At 69.6% G+C, this 24,340-nt stretch carries 21 protein-coding genes and 1 other RNA gene; 10 read left to right on the top strand and 12 right to left on the bottom strand.

The genetic code is table 11. The features are described from left to right. Positions 1-40: 40 nt before the first annotated feature. Positions 41-1,381: a glutamine synthetase family protein gene (locus tag QJS31_RS07055; RefSeq protein WP_029932578.1), complete on the bottom strand. Its 1,341-nt coding sequence runs from the start codon at positions 1,379-1,381 to the stop codon at positions 41-43. A gap of 94 nt (positions 1,382-1,475) precedes the next feature. After that, entirely contained in the window at positions 1,476-3,002 is a 1,527-nt protein-coding gene (locus QJS31_RS07050) for an alpha/beta hydrolase (RefSeq protein ID WP_372341579.1), read from the bottom strand. 174 nt (positions 3,003-3,176) lie between these two features. Between QJS31_RS07050 and panB the strand changes: the two genes are divergently transcribed. The 4 genes from panB (at position 3,177) to QJS31_RS07030 (ending at position 6,511) form a co-directional block, all read left to right on the top strand. Next, positions 3,177-4,034: a 3-methyl-2-oxobutanoate hydroxymethyltransferase gene (gene panB, locus QJS31_RS07045; RefSeq protein WP_143983905.1), complete on the top strand. Its 858-nt coding sequence runs from the start codon at positions 3,177-3,179 to the stop codon at positions 4,032-4,034. A gap of 163 nt (positions 4,035-4,197) precedes the next feature. Next, positions 4,198-4,662 (top strand): hypothetical protein, encoded by a 465-nt coding sequence (locus QJS31_RS07040; RefSeq protein ID WP_282778781.1) that lies wholly within the window; start codon positions 4,198-4,200, stop codon positions 4,660-4,662. Continuing rightward, positions 4,662-5,618, top strand: coding sequence for a prolyl aminopeptidase (pip, locus tag QJS31_RS07035; RefSeq protein ID WP_282778779.1), 957 nt, complete (start codon positions 4,662-4,664; stop codon positions 5,616-5,618). The genes QJS31_RS07040 and pip overlap by 1 nt, the downstream gene beginning before the upstream one ends. Next, the gene (locus QJS31_RS07030) at positions 5,615-6,511 is read left to right on the top strand and encodes a CHAD domain-containing protein (protein ID WP_282778777.1); all 897 of its coding nucleotides are present in this window, start codon (positions 5,615-5,617) and stop codon (positions 6,509-6,511) included. Before pip ends, QJS31_RS07030 begins: the two co-directional genes overlap by 4 nt. A 45-nt stretch (positions 6,512-6,556) precedes the next feature. Here the strand turns inward: QJS31_RS07030 and QJS31_RS07025 are convergent, their stop codons facing one another. The 4 genes from QJS31_RS07025 to QJS31_RS07010 form a co-directional block, all read right to left on the bottom strand. Beyond that, the gene (locus tag QJS31_RS07025; protein WP_306356239.1) at positions 6,557-7,930 is read right to left on the bottom strand and encodes a lipase family protein; all 1,374 of its coding nucleotides are present in this window, start codon (positions 7,928-7,930) and stop codon (positions 6,557-6,559) included. Positions 7,931-8,270: 340 nt separating this feature from the next. Continuing rightward, entirely contained in the window at positions 8,271-10,385 is a 2,115-nt protein-coding gene (locus QJS31_RS07020; RefSeq protein ID WP_282778774.1) for a LuxR family transcriptional regulator, read from the bottom strand. Positions 10,386-10,567: 182 nt separating this feature from the next. Continuing rightward, the gene (locus QJS31_RS07015; RefSeq protein WP_306356238.1) at positions 10,568-11,509 is read right to left on the bottom strand and encodes a hypothetical protein; all 942 of its coding nucleotides are present in this window, start codon (positions 11,507-11,509) and stop codon (positions 10,568-10,570) included. Positions 11,510-11,512: 3 nt separating this feature from the next. After that, a complete protein-coding gene (locus tag QJS31_RS07010; protein ID WP_029932587.1) occupies positions 11,513-12,559 on the bottom strand; it encodes a 3-oxoacyl-ACP synthase III family protein in 1,047 nt (348 codons plus the stop codon). 513 nt (positions 12,560-13,072) lie between these two features. Between QJS31_RS07010 and QJS31_RS07005 the strand changes: the two genes are divergently transcribed. From QJS31_RS07005 to QJS31_RS06990, 4 genes are all read left to right on the top strand, one after another. Beyond that, positions 13,073-14,737, top strand: a complete 1,665-nt coding sequence (locus QJS31_RS07005; RefSeq protein ID WP_282778769.1) for a fatty acid CoA ligase family protein — start codon at positions 13,073-13,075, stop codon at positions 14,735-14,737. Between the two features lie 14 nt (positions 14,738-14,751). Next, positions 14,752-14,919, top strand: a complete 168-nt coding sequence (locus tag QJS31_RS07000) for a hypothetical protein (protein WP_282778768.1) — start codon at positions 14,752-14,754, stop codon at positions 14,917-14,919. Then, the gene (locus tag QJS31_RS06995; RefSeq protein ID WP_306356237.1) at positions 14,904-15,938 is read left to right on the top strand and encodes an NAD(P)-dependent oxidoreductase; all 1,035 of its coding nucleotides are present in this window, start codon (positions 14,904-14,906) and stop codon (positions 15,936-15,938) included. The genes QJS31_RS07000 and QJS31_RS06995 overlap by 16 nt, the downstream gene beginning before the upstream one ends. A 146-nt stretch (positions 15,939-16,084) precedes the next feature. Further along, positions 16,085-16,915, top strand: a complete 831-nt coding sequence (locus QJS31_RS06990) for an alpha/beta fold hydrolase (RefSeq protein WP_282778765.1) — start codon at positions 16,085-16,087, stop codon at positions 16,913-16,915. 14 nt (positions 16,916-16,929) lie between these two features. On the opposite strand, the gene QJS31_RS06985 is transcribed toward QJS31_RS06990, so the two are convergent. From QJS31_RS06985 to rnpB, 3 genes are all read right to left on the bottom strand, one after another. Next, entirely contained in the window at positions 16,930-18,363 is a 1,434-nt protein-coding gene (locus QJS31_RS06985) for an RNB domain-containing ribonuclease (RefSeq protein WP_306356236.1), read from the bottom strand. Positions 18,364-18,377: 14 nt separating this feature from the next. After that, on the bottom strand, positions 18,378-18,710 hold the full coding sequence (locus QJS31_RS06980; RefSeq protein ID WP_029932592.1) for a hypothetical protein: 333 nt from the start codon (positions 18,708-18,710) through the stop codon (positions 18,378-18,380). Between the two features lie 479 nt (positions 18,711-19,189). After that, positions 19,190-19,602: RNase P RNA component class A (gene rnpB, locus QJS31_RS06975), an RNA gene on the bottom strand. Positions 19,603-19,631: 29 nt separating this feature from the next. Here rnpB and QJS31_RS06970 point away from each other — a divergent pair. Next, positions 19,632-20,519, top strand: a complete 888-nt coding sequence (locus QJS31_RS06970; protein ID WP_282784980.1) for an alpha/beta hydrolase — start codon at positions 19,632-19,634, stop codon at positions 20,517-20,519. 21 nt (positions 20,520-20,540) lie between these two features. Here the strand turns inward: QJS31_RS06970 and QJS31_RS06965 are convergent, their stop codons facing one another. The 3 genes from QJS31_RS06965 to QJS31_RS06955 all read right to left on the bottom strand — a co-directional run bounded on the left by QJS31_RS06965 (position 20,541) and on the right by QJS31_RS06955 (position 23,636). Continuing rightward, entirely contained in the window at positions 20,541-21,500 is a 960-nt protein-coding gene (locus QJS31_RS06965; RefSeq protein ID WP_306356235.1) for a YihY/virulence factor BrkB family protein, read from the bottom strand. Positions 21,501-21,568: 68 nt separating this feature from the next. Beyond that, the gene (locus QJS31_RS06960; protein WP_306356234.1) at positions 21,569-22,870 is read right to left on the bottom strand and encodes a bifunctional RNase H/acid phosphatase; all 1,302 of its coding nucleotides are present in this window, start codon (positions 22,868-22,870) and stop codon (positions 21,569-21,571) included. 28 nt (positions 22,871-22,898) lie between these two features. Next, complete coding sequence (locus tag QJS31_RS06955) at positions 22,899-23,636, bottom strand: zinc ribbon domain-containing protein (protein ID WP_029932596.1); 738 nt, start codon at positions 23,634-23,636, stop codon at positions 22,899-22,901. 253 nt (positions 23,637-23,889) lie between these two features. Between QJS31_RS06955 and QJS31_RS06950 the strand changes: the two genes are divergently transcribed. Next, on the top strand, positions 23,890-24,330 hold the full coding sequence (locus tag QJS31_RS06950) for an OsmC family protein (protein WP_306356233.1): 441 nt from the start codon (positions 23,890-23,892) through the stop codon (positions 24,328-24,330). Positions 24,331-24,340 lie beyond the last annotated feature (10 nt).

Here is a 24,340-nt window from a genome sequence, read left to right as displayed (position 1 = left end):
CGCCGTAACGTTCCCCGCTCGGTTGTCGGACGCCGGGCTGCTACAGCCCCAGGTACTCCTGCAGTTCGAACGGCGTCACCTGGGACCGGTAGTCGGCCCACTCGCGACGCTTGTTGCGCAGGAAGAAGTCGAAGACGTGCTCGCCCAGCGCCTCGGCGACCAGTTCGGACTTCTCCATGTTCTTCAGCGCCTCGTCCAGGCTGCCCGGCAGTTCACGGAAGCCCATGGCGCGCCGCTCGGCCGACGTCAGCGACCACACGTCGTCCTCGGCCTCCGGCGGCAGCGTGTAGCCCTTCTCGATACCGCGCAGACCGGCGGCCAGCAGCACCGCGAAGGTCAGGTACGGGTTGCAGGCGCTGTCGGGGCTGCGGATCTCGACGCGGCGCGAGGACGACTTGTTCGGCGTGTACATCGGCACGCGGACCAGTGCGGAGCGGTTGGAACGGCCCCACGACGCCGCGGTCGGGGCCTCGCCGCCGTGGATGAGGCGCTTGTAGGAGTTGACCCACTGGTTGGTGACGGCGCTGATCTCGTGGGCGTGCTCGAGAATGCCCGCGATGAAGGCCCGCGCGGTCTCCGACAGGTTGATCGGGTCGTCGGGATCGGCGAAGGCGTTCTGCTCACCCTCGAACAGCGACATGTGGGTGTGCATGGCCGAACCCGGGTGCGCGGCGAACGGCTTGGGCATGAACGTGGCGCGCACGTTCTCGTCGATCGCCACTTCCTTGATCAGGTAGCGGAAGGTCATCACATTGTCGGCCATGGACAGCGCGTCCGCGTAGCGCAGGTCGATCTCCTGCTGGCCGGGTGCGCCCTCGTGGTGCGAGAACTCCACGGAGATGCCCATGGACTCCAGCGCGTCGATGGCGTGGCGGCGGAAGTTCGGGGCCTCGTCGTGCACGGCCTGGTCGAAGAAGCCGCCGTTGTCGACCGGCACCGGCGAGGAGCCGTCGTAGGGGCCGGGCTTGATCAGGAAGAATTCGATCTCCGGGTGCACGTAGCAGCTGAAGCCCATATCCCCGGCCTTGTTCAGCTGGCGGCGCAGCACATGACGCGGATCGGCCCAGGACGGCGAGCCGTCGGGCATGGCGATATCGCAGAACATGCGCGCGGAGTGCTGATGCCCCTTGGAGGTGGACCACGGCAGCACCTGGAAGGTGGACGGGTCCGGCTTGGCCACCATGTCGGCCTCGGAGACGCGGGCAAACCCTTCGATGGCCGAACCGTCGAAGCCGATGCCCTCCTCGAAGGCGCCCTCGAGTTCGGCGGGAGCGATCGCCACCGACTTGAGATAGCCCAGGACATCGGTGAACCAGAGCCGTACGAAGCGGATGTCCCGCTCTTCGAGCGTCCGCAGCACGAATTCCTTCTGGCGATCCATGCTCGCGAGCGTAGGCAGTCGGAGTTAAATCCGTGTTACATGGCAGCTGCGTTGTGAAACCTGCACCGGCGAGCCGGCCCGGCCGTGCGGGACATCAGCAGGTCAGTCCCGGCGTAGGCGGCGTCAGGTTGATCAGGTAGTCGATGACGGGCGTATCGACACAGTCCGACACGCCCGACAGCGACACGGTGTGACGGGTGCCGTTGTAGGTGATCAGCGCGGCGTCGAGCTGCCGGGCCAGGTCCACGCCCGCCTGGTACGGGGTGGCCGGGTCCTCGGTGGTCGAGACCACCACCGTCGCGGGCAGATTCGGGATCGAGACCTCGTGCGGGGTGGAGGTGTTGGGCACCGGCCAGATCGCGCACAGTTCGAGCGGCGCGGCACCGGTGCCGCGGCCGTCGTCGAGGAACGGGGCCACCCGGCGGTATTCGGCGTCCTGTTTGGCCGCGACGGCCCGGTCCTCCACCCGTGGATCGTCCACGCAGCGAATGGCGTTGAACGCGTCCGCGATGTTGTCGTAGGTGCCGTCGTCGCGGCGGCCGTCGTAGAGGTCGGCCAGGGCCAGCAGGGTGTCGCCGCGGCCCTCCCGCAGTTCGTTGAGGCCCTTGGTGAGCGCGGGCCAGAACCGGTTGGAGTACAGCGTCTGCTGCACACCGGTGATGGCGTCGCCGTAGTGCAGCCCGCGCGGGTCGTCGGTCACGGCCGGGGTGTCCCACAGCGGGTCGACCAGCTCCCGGAACCGCTTGACCGATTCCGTGGGATCGGTGCCGAGCGGGCAGGCGGGCTCGGTGGCACAGTCTGCCGCGTAGGCGTCGAATGCCTGCTGGAAGCTCTCGGCCTGCAGGACCGATTCCTTGACCGGGTCCTGCGAGGGGTCCAGCGCACCATCGAGCACGAGTGCGCGCACCCGGTCGGGGAACTGCTCGGCGTAGGTGTAACCGAGCCGGGTGCCGTAGGAGTAGCCCACGTAGCTGAGCTTGTCGTCGCCGAGCACCGCGCGGATCACGTCCATGTCCTGGACCACCTCGCGGGTGCCGACATGGGCGAGGAACTCCGCGCCGGTGCGCTCGACGCATTTGCTCGCGTAGTCCTTGTTGTCCGCCTCGGCGGCGGCGATACCGGCCGGATCGTTGTCGAAGGGCGGCTCGGCGCGCTCGGCGTCCATCTCGGCCGGGGTCAGGCAGGTGATGGCCGGGGTGGACGCGCCGACGCCGCGGGGATCGAAGCCGATGCGGTCGAAGCGCTCCGCGAGCGCGGTGCCGTCGCCGACGGTGTTCATGGTGAGCCCGGAGACGCCCGGCCCGCCCGGGTTGAACAGCAGCGATCCGATCTTGTCGCCGGTAGCCCGCAGGCGGGAGATGGCGATCTCGGCGGTCTCGCCGCCCGGGTTCTCGTAGTCGACCGGGACGCTGACGTGGGCGCATTCGAGGCCACGCGGCAGTTCGTCCGCGCTGAACTTCGCGCAGCTGCCCCAGCGCACGCTCTGACCGTAGAACTGCTCCAGCCCCGCGGGCGCGGTTGCCACCGGATTCCCGGTCACCACCTCACTGCTACACCCGGACGCCACCATCGCCACCGCCGCGACCGCCAGCACGGCGCGACCTGATCGCTTGAACCCCATGCCCACGATCGTGCCATGGCGGTCGCGGTTGCCTTCCCGTCGCCGGGGGCCGCTCCCGAGCCGGTCGCTGTGAGGAATTGCACCGTGGGCCCGGCCACGGTGCGTGGGACACTGAAGGGCGTCAGTGAAACCCGGGGACCCGATCGGGCCTCGAGGACGACGAAAGGGACGATGATGTCCGTATCCGATGCGGAAACCCCTGCCTACGGCGCTGCACCGGCACCGGCTACTCCCGCCACGCGGAAGACGCGAGTGCATCACCTGCAGCAGATGAAGGCCAATGGTGAGCGCTGGTCCATGCTCACCGCCTACGACTACTCCTCGGCGCGCATCTTCGAGGAGGCCGGCATCCCGGTCCTGCTGGTCGGCGATTCGGCCGCCAATGTGGTGTACGGCTACGACACCACCGTGCCCATCACCATCGACGAGCTGATCCCGCTGGTGCGCGGTGTGGTGCGCGGTGCGCCGCACGCGCTGGTGGTGGCGGATCTGCCGTTCGGCAGCTATGAATCCGCCCCGGAGCAGGCCCTGGCGACCGCCACCCGCTTCATGAAGGAGGGTGGCGCGCACGCGGTCAAACTGGAGGGCGGCGAACGGGTCGCCGACCACATCGCCAAGCTGACCGCCGCCGGCATCCCGGTGATGGCGCATATCGGCTTCACCCCGCAGAGCGTCAACACCCTGGGCGGTTTCCGGGTGCAGGGGCGCGGCGACGGTGCCGAGCAGCTCATCGCCGACGCCATCGCGGTGCAGGAGGCCGGCGCTTTCTCCGTGGTCATGGAGATGGTGCCCGCCGAGTTGGCCGGGCAGGTCACCCGCAAGCTGACCATTCCGACCGTCGGCATCGGGGCCGGGGTGGACTGCGACGCGCAGGTGCTGGTCTGGCAGGACATGGCGGGCTACACCAGCGGCAAGACCGCGAAGTTCGTCAAGCGCTTCGGCCGTGTCGGTGACGAACTGCGCACCGCCGCAGCGACTTTCGCCGACGAGGTGCGACGCGGCGCGTTCCCGGGTCCGGAACACAGCTTCTGATCGGGCCGGGCGAGCGGGACGGCGGCCCGCCCCCGCTCGCCCATCCCCGGTCGATTCATAGCCATCGGCTCTCATCGCTGGGCGTGGCCGAACTGTGCTGGCCCGCGGCGGGAAAACGGTGGCAGACTCGGAGCGAACGAGTTGGATCGACCAAAGGGAACACATGTCGCAGGGCCGTTGGACGAGCACCCTTCATATCCGCGGGGCAGCACTGCTACTCGCCGGCGGAGCGGCCGTCGCGCTGACCGCCGGATGCGGGAACACCACGTCCGGCTTCGAGCAGCCGGAGGGCTCCGCCTCCCCGTCGACGACCTCCAGCTCGGCACCGAAGACCAGCGCGGGCACTGCCCAGGGTGACCAGCTCACGGTCTCCGACGCCGTCGGCCAGCAGCTGTGCGACATCATCGAACCACAGCTGTCGGACTGGCGGGTACAGGGCCCGACGCTGGGCAAGATCTCGCTCAACGGTTCCGTGCACGAGTGGGCGCTGCGCAACGGCGCCATCAACGGGCAGGTGCTCGGCGACAAGGACTCGGTGGACCGGATCATGACCGCGCAGTGCCCGGATGTGCACGCGCAGGCGGTGAGCGCACTCGAACTGCCCAGCCTGGCGGCGGGACTGCTGTAATGCGCGACCTGTACCCGCCACTGGAACCGCACCGCGAAGGCATGCTGGATGTCGGTGACGGACAACGGATCTACTGGGAGGAGAGCGGCACCCCGGACGGCAAGCCGGTGGTCTTCCTGCACGGCGGCCCGGGCGGCGGCACCGCCCCGCTGCACCGTCGCTTCTTCGACCCGAGGGCGTACCGGATCGTGCTGTTCGACCAGCGCGGCTGCGGTCGCTCCGCCCCGCACATCGCCGACGGGGCGGGGTTGGAGACCAACACCACCTGGCATCTGGTCGCCGATATCGAGGCGCTGCGGGAATTCCTCGGCATCGAGCGCTGGCAGGTGTTCGGCGGTTCCTGGGGTTCCACCCTGGCGCTGGCGTACGCGCAGCGGCATCCCGAGCGGGTGAGCGAACTCGTGCTGCGCGGCATCTTCCTGCTGCGGCGCAAGGAGATCGACTGGTACTACAACGGTGCGGCCGGATACATCTACCCGGACGAGTGGGAGAAGTTCCTCGCGCCGGTGCCGGTGGCGGAACGGGACTCGGATCTGGTGGCCGTCTACCACCGGTTGCTGCACTCCCCCGATCCCGAGGTCGCCACCGCGGCGGCGATCGCCTGGTCCACCTGGGAGGGAGCAACGAGTTCGCTGCTGCCGCAACCGGATCGGGTGGCCGAGACGGCCGAGGAGCGGTTCGCGCTGGCCTTCGCCCGAATCGAGAACCACTACTTCACCCACGGCGGGTTCCTCGAGGACGGGCAGCTGCTGCGCGATATCGACCGCATCGCCCATATTCCGGGCGTGATCGTGCAGGGCCGCCACGACATCGTCTGTCCCGCCGTCAGCGCGTGGGACCTGCACCGTGCGTGGCATAATTCGGAACTGCACATCGTGCCCGACGCCGGGCACGCCGCCAACGAGCCCGGTATCACCCACCATCTGGTGGAGGCCACAGACAAGTTCCGCTCATGACGCACACCGCCGCAGGTCCCGCCGTAGTCGCCGCGGTCTCCGACGACGTCGATCGACTGCTGTCGGCTGAACCCGATGTGCGCCGAGATCTTCCGGACTCGGTGCACCAGATGCGGGTGGCCACGCGGCGGCTGCGCAGCGTGCTTCGGTCCTACCGGCGCGTCTTCCGCCGCCGCCCCGTCGACGAGCTACGCGATGAATTGCGCTGGCTGGCAGGCGTATTGGGAGTGGCGCGGGATGCCGAGGTGCGAGCGGAACGCTTCGCCGCCCTGCTCGAAGAACACCCGGAGCTGGCCAAGAAGAAGTTCCGCATCGGCGGAAAGGACGCTCCCGCTCGGGGTTTGCGCAAGCTGCTGGTGACCGCCGAACGGGAGCGCTACGCCGCCGCGCACGCGGAGATCCTGACCGCGCTCGACAGTGAACGCTACCGCACCCTCACCGCCGCACTCCGGTCCCTGCTGGACGACCCGCCGCTGCGGGAGGCGTACGCGCAACGCCCCGCGGAACGCTTCTGCCGGTCGGTGCTGCGCGACGACTTCCATCGCGTGCGCCGCCTCGTCCGACTCGAACCCACGCTGTCCGAGGCCGAACGCGTGGAGCACCTGCACGATATCCGCAAGGCCGCCAAGCGCCTGCGCTACTCCGCCGACGCCGCCGTCCCGCTGCTGAACGGCCCCGCGAAATCGCTGTCCGGCAATGCCAAACGCCTGCAAACCGTGCTCGGCGACCACCGCGACGCCGTCGAGGCCGAGGCCGCCATCCGCGACCGCCTGCGCGACAGCACCAACCCCGCCTGGCAGGCCCTCTGCGAGGACGAGGCCGCCGCTGCCCGCAAGTCGCTGGAGCAGTACCCGGCGACGACGGAATTTCTGCGCAAGAGCTTCGACGGCTGAGACTTGCCGCCCACCGACCGGGCGCGACGGTGTCCGCAGCGCGGGTCAGCGGTCGGCCGATGCGTCGCGCAGCGAACCGCGCACCGTGCCACCGCGACGTCGTGGCGATTCCGGCTCCGGCCCACCGATCGGGCGAACGGTCAGGGCCCGCAGCAGCAGTGCGCCCAGGCGCAGGTAGCCGGTCGCGGCCTGGCGTGACACCGCGACGGAGAGCACGGTGTCGGTGGTCGTACGGTCCAGGGGTTTTCCGGCGAAGCGGGCCGCCAGCCAGTTCTCCACCAGCGGCGCGGCCAGCAGTCCGAGACCGACGTGGTCGCCGAGCAGGTCGCGGATGTAGCGCACCGGGGTGCCCGCCGCGCGGTAGCGGTCCACCAGCCGGTCCACATTGCCGACCGGGATGACCAGGTCGTGTACGCCCTGCACGGTGAGCACCGGGAAGTCGGGCGGGTTGTCGCCCGGCTGGATGTCGGTCAGCACCGCACGGACCTGCGGCAGGGTGCGCAGGGCCGCGAGCGCGCCGCCCTCCAGATCCTGGAGGCGGGCGCGGCTGGCACGCAGCACCAGCGGGATGGTGGTGCTGCGCTCGGCGCGGTCCAGCAATTCCAGCGAGGCCGGGTCGAGCCGTTCGGCCAGGCTGGCGTGCAGCGGTGGATAGGCGCGGCGCAGCCCGGCCAGACACAGCGTCGCCAGCCCGCCGAAGCCGAACCGTGCGTCATTGAGCCGGAAGAAGGTCGACTCCAGATCACCGACCGGCGAACCGGCCGCGGCGGCCAGGATATTCAGCTCCGGCGCGTAGGCGGCGGCCATCTCCGCCGCCCATACCGTCGCCAGCCCGCCGCCGGAGTAGCCGGACAGCGCCACCGGCGCATCCACCGGGTGGCCGAGGAAGGCCAGCGTGGCGCGCAGGCCGTCCAGGGCGCGGTAGCCGGGCTCGCGCGGCGTGCCGAAATGCCCCGCCGTGCCGATGTGATCGGGCACCGAGATGGCCCAGCCCCGGGTGAGCGCGTGCGCGACGAGTAGCAGCTCCAACTGCGGCAGTGCGCCCAGCGCCCGCGCGCCGCGCCGAAACGCGTACGAGGGCAGGCAGTTCGACGCCACCGCGTCGATGGCGCACTGATAGGACACCACCGGCCGCGACCGCGCCGGATCCGCGCCCCAGGGCAGCAGCACGGTGGTCACCGCCGCCTCCGGGCGACCGTGCAGATCGGTGCTGCGGTAGAGCAGCTGCCACGCCGCGATCCGCTGCGGCAGCACCCCGAGTAGCGCCAGTTCCACCGCCCGCGACCGCAGGACAGCGCCGGGAGCACGCCGGGACAGCCCCCGCGGCGGCCGATAGAACGGATCGTGCTCGGGCCGCGGCGGTTCCGCCGATTCGACCGCGACTTCCGCCGCCCCGCCGCCAACAGTGCTCGCCCCCATAGCGTGTCCTCTCCGCTCCGGGCGGATGTCCTCGCATCCGCCGAATCGATATTCCTCGGCATCGCCCGCCACACATCACCCCGACGTATCGCGCGACCACGCCGGAGCAGCCATCACCTCCGTCCCCGTCGCCCGATGCCGCCCGGCCGCACCCCGGCGCACAGCCTCGTCCACGCTCTGCCGCCACTCATCACGGGTCCGCACGCGCGGCACGGGCTGTCCGCCCGCTGCCGCCATCGGTCACCGCGGTCCGCACCTCCGCGTAGTGCCTGCCCGCCTGCTGTCATCCCGGCACCAGACCGGTGGGCCGTGCGGCCATGCTCCGCCCTGCACCTGCCCCTCACCCCACCGCCGATCGCGTCGAATCCACGTGCGCCGCGAGCACGAACCGCAGTTCGCTGCGGCGGGCGACGGACAGCTTGCGGTACACCCGCGTCAAGTGCTGCTCCACCGTGCTGGTGGTGATGGTCAGCGCCGCCGCGATATCGCGGTTGCGCTTGCCCAGTGCGGCCAGTTCCGCCACTCGGCGCTCGGCCGGGCTGAGGGTTTCGAAGGCGCTGGGGGCCAGGCGAACCCGCGGGATGGGCTCGGTGGCCGGTGGTTGCCGGTCACCGCGCAGTCGACGCTGCAGCAGTTCGGCATCGCACTGTTCGGCCAGCCGGATGGCGTCGCGCAGCAGCGGCCGGGCTCGGTCGGTATCGCCCATGGATCGGTAGGCACGGCCCAGATCGCCCAGTGCCATGGCCAATTCGAGGTCGCCGTCGCCGGCGCGCGCCACCGCGACCGCGCGGCGCAGCAGGCTCACCCGCCGATGCGGATCGGCGGTGGCGGCGAGAATGCGCAGCGAAACCCCGGCGCTGCGGTGGCCGTCGGGGCCGCCGACCAGGTCCAGGTGCATGCTCGCGAAGGCGCGGGCCTCGCGTTGGCGGCCGACGGCCAGGTGCGCGGCGGCCACGTCATTGCGCCACGGGGTCAGCCACGCGTAGTCCATTCCCCACTGCCGCATGAGATTTCCGCACTGCCGGAAATGCCGCAGCGCCTCCTCGGGCCGCCCGGTGGCCAGGCAGTGTTCGCCGTGGGCGCTGAGATAGGTGAGGGCGAAGCGGGATTCGAACATGGCCCGGGGCACCGGGCGGCGCAGCTGGGCCGCGGCCTCGGAGTGCTTGCCCTGCGCGGTGAGCGCCCGCACCAGCACGCCGATGGGCCGCCCCGCCCACACGCCCAGGTGTTCGGCGGGGACCAGGTTCAACGCGAGCACCGCGTGCTCGGCGGCCTCGCGGAGTCTGCCCTTGCGCAGCAGGGTTTCGGCGCGCACGGCCGCGAAGACGGACCGCCAGGTGGGCGCGTGCCGGGCCGCCGCCTCCGCCAGCAGTGAGGTGCACCAGGCGTCGGCGAGATCCAGCCGATCGGTGTGTATGAGGCAGTCGACGGCGGCCACCAGCGCCTCCACCGTGGTGATGGTGAGCCGGTGCCCGGCCAGGATGCGCTGAGCGGCGGCGGCCAGGTCGGCGGGCGGGCGCGGTGTGGCCAGGGCTCCGAGCAGGTCCGCGGCCTGCCGATGCGGGGAGTCCCGCTCACCCGGCGCGGCGGTGCCGCGGAGGCGTCCGGAGAACAGGTCGGGGTGGCGTTCCACATGGGTGGGATGGGTGTAGCGAACCCAGGCGCACAGGAATTCGATGCCCGGTCCGACGGTGAGCGCGCCGCCGACGCCACGTTCGAGCCGGGCCAGCGCGCGGTCCACGTGCTGGCCGCATCCGTGCCACAGCATGAACGACACCGCGGCGGGCACCTCGGGGTAGGGCACCAGCCCGGCGGCCAGCGCCGCCCGTAGTCGCCCGAAGTTGCGGGTGCGCCCGGAGGGGTTGATCCGCCATTCCACCGCGACGAGCCGGGTGGCGATGGCCGCGCGCTCCCGGGCCCGATCACTGGCCCGGTAGCCCAGCTCGAGATACTTCGCCGCCCAGTCGAGCTGATCCTCGGCCACCGCCTCGGCCGCCGCGGCGACCAGCACCCGTGCCGCCCAGGCGGTGCCGGTCTCCCCAGCGGCGTAGAGGTGCGGCGCGACCACGGCCGGTCGGAATCCGCTGCCGTGCAGCACTTCGGCTGCCCGGCCGTGCAGATCGCGCCGCTCCCCCACGGACAGGTCCCGCAGTAGGCGCGCACCCACCGCGGGCTCGATACAGCGTTGCCCCTCGAACGCCGCCGTCATCTCCAATTCCGTTATGATGCGGTGGGTTTCGGAGGTCTCGGTGCCCAGCAGCGCGGACACCCGCGCCACGGTGGCGGCGGGTCCCAGTACCGCCACCGCGCGCGCGACGGACAGCCCCGGCCCGTCCAGCCGCAGCAGTTCCGCCATACCGTCCGGCTCGTCGTCCGGGCGGCGGTGCCGCGCCGGTCCGCGCGTGCCGCCGACGATGGACAGTGGTTTCCGGTCCCGACCGATCGACCGCTGCATAGCCGACATCCCTTCATCGATCTCCTTCAGTCCCGACTGAGGGGAGGGCACGACGAGCTGATGTGCTGGAGCGGCATCGTTGCAGCGGGTGGACGCCTGGCGGCGGCCGGTCTCAGCCGGGCACGACGGTGTGTTCCGGCGCTCGCCGACGCGTCCGTCGGCGAGCGATCGGATGAATCAGGTTACCCCGCAACCTGATTGGACTGCAGCTCGGCGACGGAACCGGAGAGTGACAGCGGCAGCGGTCGATACGGCAGACACGCCGCCGCGCTGTCGTCCGCGCCCAGGAACAGCACCGTGCGCATCCCCTCGAGCAGCCCCGACGCGGCGGCCTGCGCATACGCGTGCACCGGCGCCGCGCTGAACGGATCGCCCAGTGCCGGATCCACGCCCGCCACGGCCGCCACCGGAATGCCCAACCGGTAGGCCAGCCGTTCCCGGAATCCGGCCACCGGCGCGGGCGCGAGCAGCACCGCCTTGCCGGTGGCGAAATCCGCCGCGTCGATGCCCTCGTCGGCCAGGCAGGCGCGCACCACCCGGTCGGCCAATTCCAGCGGATCGCCCGTCCCGGCCCGCACGGTCAGCGCGTTGCGGCCGTCGGTGCCCGCCGACTCCAGATCCACCCAGGCGGTGGGCGGAGCCGAGCCGTCGACCTCGCTGGTGTGCGGGCGACCGAATCCGCCCGCCTGCGTATCGGATCGGAGCAGGACGGCCGCACCGCTGGCGGCGTAGGGGAAGTCGTCGCGGTCCCGGGCCATCGAGGGATGGGTGTCGCCGGCGACCACCATGGCGTATTCCACCTCGCCGGGCGCCAGGAAGCACTGTGCGGCCATGAACGCGTGCAGCACACCGGTGGCCCCGTTCATGAGGTCGAAGGAGAAGGCGGGCACATTCCCGCTGACGTACTCCAGTCCGATGTCCAGGCGCTTCTGGATGAGCGCCGCCACCGCCGGTTCGGAGATATTGCTGTCGCGGAAGACGCCCGCGTTGATCACCAGGCCGATCCGGTTCGGCGACACCCCGGCCTGTTCCAGGCAGGTCCGCCCGGCGCGGCTGGCCAGTTCGAAGAAGCTGCCGGTGTCCTGATCGGTGCACACCGCCGCGGAGACAATGGCTGTGGACATGCGTCACGCCTCCAATCGGGTGATGGTCGCGGCCAGATGCCCGGAGACCACTCCGGACGCCTCCGGAATCAGCAGCACCTTGGATCCCTTCGGAATGCGCTGCCGCGCCAGGTGTTCGTGCAGCACCAGGAAGTGGGAGGTGGAGGCGGTATTGCCGAATTCGTCGTAGACGTTGAGCGGCTGCGGCATCGGGGTGTCGAAGTGCCGTTCGGTGAGCTGGCTGATGTATTCGATGGCCGGGCCGCTGAACTGGTGGTGCACCCAGTAGTCGTATTTCTCGCTCTCCCAGGTGCGCCCGGTTTCTTTCAGGAAGTCGTCCATGCGGCTGATGCCCTGCTGGAAGCGCGATTCGCTGGCCAGCGCCCGGTTGTCGGTGTACATGGCGATACCGGTGGTTTTCTCGCTCGGCATGCCGAGGCAGTGCTCGGCTCCCGCGGAGGTGGTCATGAGCTCGATGTAGTGGATCTCGTCGTGGTCGTCACCGCGACCGTCGACCACCACCGCCACCGCAGCGTCGCCGACGGTGAGCGCGGCGAACTGGGGATCGTAGGGCTGGCTGATCTCCCGGGCGGCGGTATCGGCGATGGGCGTGATCTGTTCGCCGCTGACCACCAGGCCATTGCGCACCACCCCCGCCTTGATCATGCGGTCCAGCAGCAGCACCCCGGTGATCATGCCCGCGCAGGCGTTGGACAGGTCGAAGTACCGCGCCTGCTTCGCACCCAGGGCATTGCGCAGCATGAGCGCGAAAGACGGTGCGTAGCAAAAATATTCGGGTCCGCGAAAGCGCGTGATCGAGACGTTGATGATGACGTCGAGATCCTCGGCGGCGTAGTCGGAGTGCGTCAGGCAATCGTCGATCGCCCGCAGCGCCAGTTCGAACGAGGATTCGTAATCGTCCGGATCGCTGTTGTGCACGCGACGATTCTTGATCCCGGTGATCCGCTCCAGGTCCAAGGCCCTGGGGATCGACAGGCTGGCGATCACGTCCTCGGTGGAACGGACGGTGCCGGGTGTGTACGCACCGATCGATTCGAAACGGGTACGCATAGCCCCCTACTCTCTGGAAAGATTGTGCGAGTTCGGTCGAATTCTGGTGCGGCGATTCGTATTCGGATCGATCATCCGAAGCAATGCCGTCGTTATCCAGTAGCCCCGATGCCGATTCGAACGGTACCAGTACCCACTGGTAACTCTGCGCCACAACAGTCCCGCCAATCACAGACGTTACAGCGCCGTTTCAGTTTAAGATCGATAGAAACTCAAGGTAGACCGCGGTATTCGCGACCTGCCGGGAAAACTCGCATAGGGGTTGGACTAGGGGGTGCGAGAGAACCTGTTGCGGTACTGCTGGACACACCAAACACGTTGCGCGGCAATGTATTGGCATACTTCGCGCGGTAGCGGCCTCGCATTGCTCGAGGTAACCTCGCCGTACTGCCCGTCACATTCATCGTCGAATTCGACAGCAGTTGTTCTCCTTCCGTATCCACCATTTCCGCGCGTGCGATACCGCCGCCGTCGGCGCGAATATCGAGCGCGCGAATTCCATGAGGTGATGCCATGACCGCCGCGACCTACTGGCGCGCGCTCGACCGATTCCGTGACATCGTCGCCGCCCATCCGGATCGGGAGGCGGTGATATACGCCGACGGCCGCAATGCCGCGGGTCTGCCCGACTACCGGCAGCTCACCTACGCCGAGCTCGATAGTTGGTCCGATGCCATCGCGGCGAACTTCCTCGCGGCGGGCGTGGGCCGGGGGATGCGGACCATCGTGCTGGTGCGGCCGGGGCCCGAGCTCTACGCGGTGCTCAACGGGCTGTTCAAAATCGGTGCGGTGCCGGTGATCATCGATCCCGGCATGGGTCTGTTCAAGATGATGCGCTGCCTGCAGGCCGCCGATGCGGAGGCGTTTGTCGGAGTGCCGGAGGCGCAGGCGGTGCGCATCGTCTTCCGCGCCTACTTCCGCAAGGTGCGGCTGGCGGTCACCGTCGGCCGCGGCTTCTGGCGCGGACCCACCCTGGACAGCTGGGGCCGCACCCCGCCCGCTCCACTGCCCGAGCGCGAGCCCGCGCCGGACGACGAACCGCTGCTCATCGCCTACACCACCGGCAGCACCGGACCGGCCAAAGCGGTCGTGCTCACCCACGGCAATCTCAGCGCCATGATCGAGCAGGTCGACGCGGCGCGCGAGCATATGGAGCCGGGCACCTCGCTCATCACCGCACCGGTGGCCGGCATTCTGGAGCTGCTCATCGGGTCCCGCTGTGTGCTGCCGCCGTTGATCCCCTCCAAGGTCGGGGCCACCGATCCCGAGCACGTGGTGGACGCGGTGCACCGGTTCGGGGTGAAAACCATGTTCGCCTCCCCGGCGGTGTTGATTCCGCTGCTGCGGCATATCGAGCAGCACGGGTCGCAGCTGCCGACGCTGGAGAGCATCTACTCCGGCGGCGCGCCGGTGCCGGACTGGTGCATCGCCGGGCTGCGCGCGGTGCTGCCCGAGGACGCGAAGGTGTACTCGGGCTACGGAGCCACCGAGGCACTGCCCATGGCCACCATCGAATCCCGGGAATTGCTGGGTGATCTCGTGGAGGCGGCGCATCGGGGCGAGGGCGTGTGCGTGGGCAAGCCCGCCCTGCACGTACGGGCGCGCGTCATCGCGATCACCGATGACCCGCTGCCCACCTGGCACGACGTCGACGAACGGGCCGAGGAGCTGGCCGCCACGGATTGGATCGGCGAGCTGGTGGTCTCCGGACCGAATGTGAGCACCCGCTATCTCTGGCCGGATTCGGCCAATACCGTCGGCAAGATCCGCGACGGCGAGGTGGTGTGGCATCGCACCGGCGATCTGGCGCGCATCGACGATCAGGGCCGAATTCGGTTCTGCGGGCGCAAGAGTCAGCGCGTGGAAACCGCCGACGGGACGCTGTTCACGGTGCGGGTGGAGCAGGTGTTCAATATCGTCTCCGGAGTGGCGCGCACGGCGCTGGTGGGCGTCGGCGAGCGCGGTGCGCAGCGACCGGTGCTGTGCGTGGAACTCGAGCCCGACGCCGACCGCAAGGCCGTCGAGGTCAATCTGCGCAAGCGCCAGGCCGAATTCGCGATCACCGCACCGGTGACGGCCTTCCTGTTCCATCCCGGATTCCCGGTCGACATCCGCCACAACGCCAAGATCGGGCGGGAGAAGCTGGCGATCTGGGCCGCGAAGCAACTCGACGTCTAGACCAGGAGGAGACGGTGAGAGAGATCGTGCTGCGATCGTTCCTGACACTGGGGTCGCTGTCCCGGCTGGCGGGGGTGGTCACCGCGGTGGCGAGTATCGCCGCCGATGAGCGGGCGAGTCGGTCGACGCACCGCGACGGCCGGACCGGGGATGGAGGGCAGACGCTGTGCGGGCATTGGTGACGGGGGCCTCCGGATTCCTGGGCGGGGCGCTGGTGCGCCGTCTGGTACGCGACGGCGACTTCCAGGTCTCGATTCTGGTGCGTCCCACCAGCAATCTGCGTGATATCGCCGCCGTGCTGGACCGGGTGGAGGTGGTCAACGGCGACCTCGGCGATCCGGCCTCGCTGGAGCGGGCGGTGGCGGGCGTCGACATCGTATTCCACAGTGCCGCACGGGTGGACGAGCGCGGGACCCGGAAACAGTTCTGGAACGAGAACGTCACGGCGACCGAGCGACTGCTGACGGCGGCGCGGAAACGGGGGGCGCGCCGGTTCGTGTTCATCTCCAGCCCGAGCGCGCTGATGGATCGCGACGGCGGGGATCAGGTCGACATCGACGAGTCGGTGCCGTATCCGCGCCGCTTTCTGAACCTCTACTGCGAGACCAAGGCGGCGGCCGAACGGCTCGTACTCGCCGCGAACACACCGGATTTCACCACCTGCGCACTGCGACCGCGCGCCATCTGGGGCTCGGGTGACCGGTCCGGGCCGATCGTGCGGCTGCTGAGCCGGGCGGCGGCGGAGACGCTGCCGGATCTGTCGTTCGGGCGCGAGGTGTACGCCTCGCTGTGCCATGTCGACAATATCGTCGAAGCCTGCGTCAAGGCCGCTGGCTCCGACGCGGTCGGCGGCAGAGCGTATTTCATCGCCGATGCCGAGCAGACCAATGTGTGGCGGTTCCTGCGACAGGTCGCCGCCGACCTGGGCTATCGCCCGCCGGGGCGCAGGCCGCATCGGCGGGTGGTGGAACTGGCCGTCGAGGTGATCGAAACCCTCAGGCGCATACCGTATCTCGCCGAACACTGGACGCCGCCGCTGTCGCGGTACACGGTCGCGGTGCTCACCCGCACGGGCACCTACGACACCGGGGCGGCCGCCCGCGATTTCGGTTATCGACCGGTCATGGACCGGGATACCGGATTGGTGGAATTGCAAGGGTGGCTGCGTTCCGGGGAGGTGATTCCCACGACGTCGCGCTGACCGGCGATCGGGCGCTACTCCCCGAGCCTTGTGTTACCAGCGGTACCAGCTAGCATGGATTGCACATTCCGTGCCGGGGTATTTCGCTGTCGACGACCCTGGCCGGACGAGCAGGACAGCACCGCACTCAATGAGGAGAGCGCCCGATGCCGGTATTCGACTTCCACGGCGTTTCCGTCGCCTACGACCGTGCCGGATCGGGTGATCCGATCTTGTTCCTGCACAATATCGGTGGTGACCGGCGAATCTGGTCACATCAGATGCGAGCCCTCGCGGCCACCAACAGCGTGTACGCACTGGATCTGTTCGGCTACGGCGAATCGGATATACCGACCAGTGGGTATACGGTCGACAATTACGTGCGCCTCGTCTCGGAATTCGTCGCCGATCGCGGACTGCAGAACGTCACGCTGGTGGGCAATTGTTTCGGCAGCGCGCTGTCGCTGTTCTATGCCCGGCAGGAGACGCAGCGGGTGCGCGCCCTGGTGCTGTGCAGTCCGCTGACCGCCGCCACCCTGCGTCCGACACCGACCGGCTGGACCGCGAAGGCCGCCCGGCACATCCGCCTCGACGCACTGGCCTCGGCGACCAAGGTGCCCGCCCTGGCGGCCACCTGGGTGGTGCGCGAACAGCTCGGCCCGCGCGGCCGCCACATGGACGCCACCGCCTTCGCCGCCTTCCGCGACCGCTGGACCGAGCCCCGCCGCCTGCTGGCCCCCGCCGCCATCGCCCGCGACTTCGACCGCCTGGCCGCCCTGGACGACTTCCGACCCACCCTCGCCTTCCCGCCCATCACCACCATCTGGGGTGCGAAGAACCGCATTCTCTCCGCGACCGCCGGATCGGCGCTCAACCGCACGCTGTCCCCCACCCGGTCACTGCTGCTGCCCGACTGCGGCCATCTGCTCATGCTCGAGGACCCCGACACCATCACCGCCGCGATCCGCTCGGCCACCGCATCCGCCATCGCCAGCTGACGGTCGGCCCCGGCTCAGGAGGCCGGGTAGTCGAACATGACCGTGCGCGCGGCCGGATCGGCCTCGGTGAGCCGGACCGTCACCCGCTTCCCCTCCGGCGGTCCCCCGGTGCATTTCGACAGTACGGGCGGATCGGCGACGAAGATCTCCGCCGGGCGGGTGCCATTGGCCTCGCGCAGCACGACGGCCTCGAATTCCGTGCCCACTCGGGATTTCAGCACCGTGGACTCGGTGAGGTCGATACAGGCGCGCTCCAGCTTGCCCGCCACGGCATCGGTCCGGCGCATGGACTCCGCGGCAGCGTCCAGGCCCTCCCGGACCCAGAGCGGAATCTCGGTGCCCGCGCAGTGCGCCAGGCAGATCTCGGTGGCGTAGCGGTCGGAGAGCCGACGCAGGGGTGCGGTCACATGGGCGTACGCCGCGCCGATGGCGCTGTGCTGCAGAGTGTCCGGGTCCTCACCGTCCAGCACGGTGTAGGACGCGCCGCGCAGCAGGCTGGTGGCCTCGGACATGAGGACCAGCGCGGCCGGGGTGTTGGGGTCCAGGCGGGCGAGCATGCGGCCCACCGATTCGTCGGCGGGCCAGTCGATTCCGACGGCCGCGGCGGTGCGGCGCATGGACTCGGCGGCGGACGACGGCGCGGGCGGCATGGTGCGCAGCAGGCCGAGGCGGTGGGAGCCGTTGCCGTCCAGCATGATCCGGGCGGCGCACATGCCGGTGAGCAGCGATACCTGCTCGTTCCAGTCGTCGGCGGCGGTACGCGGCTCCACCACCAGTTGCCAGTGGTCGTCGGTATTGTCCACGCGGATCACGCTCTGCGAGGGCAGGCGCAGCGAGATCGCGCCACGCGCCAGCCCGGCCTCGATGCGCAGGCGGCCGAAGTCGGGCAGCGCGGCGATGGCGGCGGGCAAGCGACCGGTGTCGGCGTCGGCCTGCACCCCGGCGTAGTCCAGGCGGGCGCGGGAGCGGACCAGGGCGCGCGTTACCGACCAGTTCGTCGGCTCGGCGTCGGCATCGAGTTCGATGGTCCACAGCGCGGCGGGACGGTCGAGGTCGGGCAGCAGGCTGGAGCGGTCCTCCGACAGCACGCGCGGATGCAGCGGCACCGTGCCGTCGGGCAGATAGAAGGTCTGGCCGCGCACCAGGGATTCGCGGGCGAGCGCACCGTCCGGCGCGACGACGGCCGCGACATCGGCGATGGCGTAGTGGAGTCGGAATCCCGTCGGGGTCCGTTCGAGATGCAGCGCTTGATCCAGATCCAGTGCGCCGGGCGGGTCGATGGTGACAAAGGGGATGTCGGTGCGATCGACCCGGTCGCCCGCGAACGCGTCCACCGCGTCGCGGGCCTCCGAGACGGCCTCGGCGGGATACGCCGAGGCCAACCCGAATTCGGTTCGGACGGCGCCGAAGTCGACCGGCGCCGAAACGATCCGCTGATGTAGTTCCACCGGGGGGACTGGCCCTACTGCAGAGCCAGCATGGTGCCGTTCAACTGGTCGAACGGCCCGAAGACGGTGAACACGACCCGCCCCTCCGGATACTGCGACGACAGCTTCGCCGCGGAATCCAGCGCCTGCCCGAAGGACGCGGCGGACGGATGCGGCAGACCGGCGAGGGTCTGCCCGAAGTGGGTGTCGGCCACCCAGCGCGTATCGGCGGGAGTGAGATCCACCTGCACCCCACCCGGCAGCGGGGTCACGGCGACCGCCGAGGCGGACCCGGAACCCATCACGGCCAGCACGGCAGCGGTACCGGCGAGCAGCCCACCGGTGACCAGCTTGCGAGCAATTCGCATATAGACGAAACCTGCTTTCCGACGTTCGTTGATGCCCTTCGCCCCGTTGCTATCACCCGCAACGGAACCTTCCAACGCGCAACACTGTATGAGATCAGTCACGCTCCCGGCTAGTTCCGGGCAGAACGACCGGTCGACACGCCGTGCCGCGCCGCCTCCGGCTCGCTCCACCCGAGCTGTAGGGTTGCCGTCGCATCCGCCGCGTACCGCGGGTGGACGCGTTCTTCCGACACCGAGCGATCCGAGGAGTTCCTTACCGCATGTCGATGATCCTCTTCGACCACCTGCTGCCCCTACTCGGCCCGGAGCAGGCCAGCTACTGGGCTCAGTTGCTCGTCGTACAACCGAACTGACCGAACAGCGGCGCACAGCGGCGGTGACCCCCGGGCGGGGTCGCCGCCGCTGTCGCATCGAGCGCCGAAACGGAAAATCCCACACGGGGATAGCGATAGCCGTCGACTATGCCCACGGCGGGTGGGCGGACGAGTCGGTCTGTAAGCCGGATCCTGTCCCCGGTTCGCACCGGGAGGCGGCCATCCATCTGGACACACCGTTGCCGGGTGCCTCGAGCAGTCCACCCGCAGGCTCGGGCGAGCAGCCCTCGAACGCCTGCGCAGCCGCACTCTCGCCGAGAGTGCGGCCTTCGACCTTGCTCCGGGCGGGGTTTACCGAGCCGCGCCGGTCACCCGGCGCGCTGGTGCGCTCTTACCGCACCGTTTCACCCTTACCCACACATGGCGTGTGGGCGGTTTGTTTTCTGTGGCACTGTCCCGCGGGTCGCCCCGGGTTGCCGTTAGCAACCGCCCTGCTCTGTGGAGTCCGGACTTTCCTCGGCGACGGGCGGCGGCACAGCCGTGCCCGTTCCCATCGCCGCGGCCGCCCGACCGACTCGTCCGCGCAACCAGGGTACGGTAATGGCTCATGGAGCGTGTCGAGGTGGGGTTCGAATCGGAGGGTCACCGCTGTGCGGGGTGGCTGTATCTACCGGACGGACCGCCCAAACCGCGCCCGCTGGTCATCATGGGGCACGGGCTGGGGGCGGATCGGGAAATGGGCCTGGACCGCTATGCCCGGCGGTTCGCGGCGGCCGGAATGGGTGTGCTGGCCTTCGACTATCGACATTTCGGCGGTTCGGAGGGTGAGCCGCGGCAGGTGATCAATATCGCCCGCCAGCGGGCGGACTGGCGGGCCGCCATCGCCTACGGGCGCACCCTGCGCGGCTTCGACGCCACCCGGATCGCGCTGTGGGGCAGTTCCTTCGGCGGCGGACATGTGCTCGCGGTGGCGCCGGAGGACGACTACCTCGCCGGTGTGGTGGCGCAGTGCCCGTTCACCAGCGGCTGGTCCTCGGCCATGGCGAAGGGGCCGATCAGCCTCGCCAAAACCGGCACGCTGGCGCTCACCGACCTGGTCGTCGGACCGCTGCGCCGTAAACCCGTCGGGGTGCGGCTGGCCGGACGCCGACGCACCGCGGCGCTGATGAGCGCCGCCGACGTCCCCGAGGGGTTCGGCCGTCTCGCCGAGGAGAGCACCGCCTACCGCCCGAAAGTCGCTGCCCGCGTCGGGCTCTCGGTACTGTTCGACAAACCGGTCAAGCGCGTCAAGGACATCAAGGTCCCGGTGCTCTACGCGGTCTGCGAGCACGACAGCGTCGCCCCGCCCGGCCCCACTCTGGAGGCCGCCGCCCGCACCAAACACGCGGTCGTCAAGCAGTATCCGATCGGACATTTCGACATCTACTTCGACGACTGGTTCGAGAAGGCGGTCTACGATCAGACCGAATTCCTGACCGCGGTGCTGCGTCCGTAGCGCGGGTCCGGTTCCGTCGGATCAGCTCGACACCGTGGGGGATTCGGGTTCGTCACGGTGCGGCAGGAACGGCTCCACCTCCGGCGGCAGTCCCTGCGCGATACTGCGCGCCCGGGTCAGCTCGGCGTTGAACTCCGCGCCGAGCAGTACCGCGGCATTGGACAGCCACAGCCACATCAGGAACACCACCACGCCCGCGAGCGAACCGTAGGTCTTGTTGTAGGAGCCGAAATTGGCTACGTAGACGGTGAATCCGGCCGAGGCGACCACCCACAGCAGTACGGCGAGCACGCTGCCCGGACTCAGCCACCGGAAACCCGGCTGCACGGCATTGGGCGCGGCCCAGTACAGCAGGGCGAACACCAGACTCATCAGCAGCGCCAGCACCGGCCATTTGGCGATATCCCAGACGATCACCGCCTGCTCGGCCAGTCCCAGCCAGCCGCCCACCCGGTCGGCCACCGCGCCGGTCACCACCACACCGGTGATCACCACGGCCAGCAGCACCAGCATCAGCGCCGTCAGCCCGACCCGCACCGGCAGTTGCTTCCACAGCGGACGCCCTTCGCGCATCTCCAGAATCGCGTTGGACGCTCGCATGAACGCCCCGATGTACGCCGACGCGGTCCACAGCGCCACCAGCACACCGATGATGGCGAGCTGCCCGGCGAACGGCCGTGAGCCACGCAGCTCCTCGATGGCGTCCACCAGCAGTTCGGTGCCGCTGCCCGGCCCGATCTGGCGCACCGTGTCGACCAGCGACTGGGTGGGCTCGGGACCCAGCAGCGCCAGCCCGGAGGTGAGCACCAGCAGCCCGGGAAAGATCGACAGCACGCTGTAGAACGTCAGTGCCGCGGCGAGATCCAGCACACTGTCTTCCTGGAATTCGCGCACCGTCCGACGCAGCACACCCCGCCATGCTCGCCGACTCAGTTTCGTCGGTCCCACCGGCGCGCCCACGCCCACCGCCGCCTCGGCCATACGTCCACCTCCAGACGCCGCCGAAGTACCCCGCGTCGTACCCGGCAAACGCCCGCGCCGGGTGGGCCCTACAGGTAGGAGGTGTCGTTGACCAGACGGACCGAGGAGCCGCCGTCGGCGTAGAACTCGGCGATGGAGAGCGAGGCCAGGTCCAGATGCAGGCGGTAGAGCAGCGACGGCCCGACCCCCAGCGCCAGTTGGAGCAGGGTCTTGATGGGCGTCACATGGCTGACCACGAGCACATTCTCACCGGGATGCAGCGCCACCAGGTCGCGGCGCACCGTCTCGACGCGTTCGCGCACCTGGTCGAAACTCTCACCGCCCGGCGCGGGCAGCGACGGATCGCCCAGCCAGCGGGTGTGCAGTTCCGGATCGTGTTCACGCGCCTCGCCGAACGTCATCCCCTCCCACACGCCGAAATCGGTTTCGATGAGCCCGTCCAGCACCCGCACCGGCACACCCAGCGCGTGCCCGGCGGCCTCCGCGGTCTCCCGCGCCCGATCCAGCGGCGACGAGACGATCGCCCCGATACTGCCTTTGCCCGCAAGCATTTTCGCGGCACCCGCCGCCTGCTCCCGCCCCAGCGCCGTCAGCGGCGGATTCCCGCGCCCCGAATACCGCCGCTGCACCGACAGTTCCGTCTGCCCGTGCCGCAGCAGCAGCAACCGCGTCGGTCGCCCGACCGCCCCGGTCCACCCGGGCGCGGTGTGCGCGGCGCCGCTCGACGAGACGTCACCGGGCGCCGCCGGGACGCCTGACGGTCCCGAGGTGTCGCCGGGCGACATCTCGGATGTGCGACCGCGCGTGTCGGATGTGCTACCGCGCGTCACGATCTCACCGCTGGTTTCGCGCCTGGCACCCCGGTCGGGTGTGCTCTCTTCGCGATGCGAATCCGGGGCGGTCGTGCCCGCCGGGTGCACCGGATCGGCGGCGCTGTCGGCCAGCGCCGTGCGCACCTCCCCCACCAGATCTCCGTCGTCCATGGCCTGATTGGCAAGGCGGTCGGCGTGCGAGTTCGCCGCGCGGGGAATCCAGTCGAAGCGCACCCCGTCGAAGCCCGCGACCAGCTGCCGCGCGCGGTCGGCCAGCGGAATCATGGCCGCGTGCTTGACCTTCCAGCGGCCCGACATCTGCTCGACCACGAGTTTGGAGTCCATGCGGACCGCCACCTCGGTGGCCCCGAGTTCGGCGGCGGCCTCCAGACCGGCGATGAGGCCGCGGTATTCGGCCACATTGTTGGTGGCCACACCCAGGTACTCCCAGCGCTCGGCGAGGACCCGCGCATGGTCGGCGTCCCAGACCACCGCGCCGTAACCGGCCGGTCCCGGGTTGCCGCGCGAGCCACCGTCGGCTTCGACGATCACCTTCACCGTTGTTCGCCCTCCCCGGCGCGGCCGCTCACAGTCCCGATTGCTTGGTGCGCACCAGGATCGCGCCGCATTCCGAGCAGCGGACCACCACCTCGGGGGCGGTCTTGGCGATGCGGGCGATCTCGCCGCGATCGAGTTCGATCCGGCAGGCGCCGCAGCGCCGGGCCTGGAGCAGGGCCGCGCCCACGCCGTAGCCGGCGCGCTGCTTGTCGTAGATCGCGGTCAGCTCGGCGGGGAAGCGACCGGCCAGGGCGGCGCGGTCGGACGCGCAGCGCTGCGCGGCGGCCTCCAGATCCCGCAATGCCTCGTCGCGCTTGCGCTGGGCCTCGGCGAGCAGCTGTTCGGCGTGGTCCAGATTGGCCCCCGCGTGATCGTGGTCGGCGGCCGCGGCCTCGCGACGCTCCATCACCTCGATGAGGTCGTCCTCGAGTACCGTGCGGCGGCGTTCCAGACTGGTCAGCTCGTGCTGGAGTTCCGAGAGCTGCTTGGCCCCGACCGATCCGGCGGTCAGCATGCCGCGGTCGCGCTCCTCGCGCTTGCGCACGGCGTCGATCTCGCCCTCGAGCTTGCGGATATCGCGATCCAGGTCGTCGATGAGGATCTCCACCTTGACCGCCGCGTCCTTGCGTGCCGTCCGCTCCGACTCGAGCTGCCGCACCTCCTGCTCCTCGGGCAGCACCTTGCGGCGGTGCTCGATCCGCGTCAGCTCGGCGTCGACTGCGGCGAGGTCGAGCAGCTTGGCTTGGATCGATGGTTCGACATTCAACGCGGAGGCTCTCCTGGACGCTGTGGACAGTTCAAGACCCCCACCGTACTCCGTCGACAGCGCCGATTTTCCCAACCCGCCCGCCAGCTGGGCCGATGGTCACCGCGCGGGCCGCGGCCGTGACCCGGCCCACGAATTCCGGTGGGCAGCGGCGCGGAGATCGGACACACTCTCGGTAAGAGTGGTCCGGCGCGGAGGAGGCAGCGAAGCGTCACCACGGAGTGCCCCCACTCGTACCAGAAAGGACAACAGCGTGAGCGAACATCGGTACGAGGTCGAGGTGGTGTGGTCCGGGGCGACGACGGACTACCGGTCCTACAGTCGCAATCACGAACTGCTGACCGCGGGGCGACCGCCTATCCTCGCCACCTCCGACCCCCAGTTCCGCGGCGACCCGGAACGCTGGAATCCGGAACAGCTGCTGGTGGCCTCCCTCTCCGACTGCCACATGCTCTGGTACCTGCACCTGTGCGCCACCGCCGGGGTGGTGGTCACCTCCTATCGGGACACCGCGCTGGGCGTGATGGACGACGAACGCTTCCGCACGGTTACCCTGCGCCCGCACATCACGGTCACCGACGCGGCGATGATCGACAAGGCGCAGGGTCTGCACGCCGAAGCACACCGGCGGTGCTTCATCGCCAACTCGGTGAACTTCCCGGTGCTGCACGAAGCGACGATCGTGGCGGAATAGCGCTCACCGC

Origin of the sequence: Nocardia sp. CC213A, from assembly GCF_030766805.1 — a bacterium.
In the GTDB taxonomy this organism is placed as follows: Bacteria; Actinomycetota; Actinomycetes; order Mycobacteriales; family Mycobacteriaceae; genus Nocardia; species Nocardia otitidiscaviarum.
Note: the sequence above shows the minus strand (reverse complement) of the source record. Positions and strands in the feature narration are given on the sequence as shown.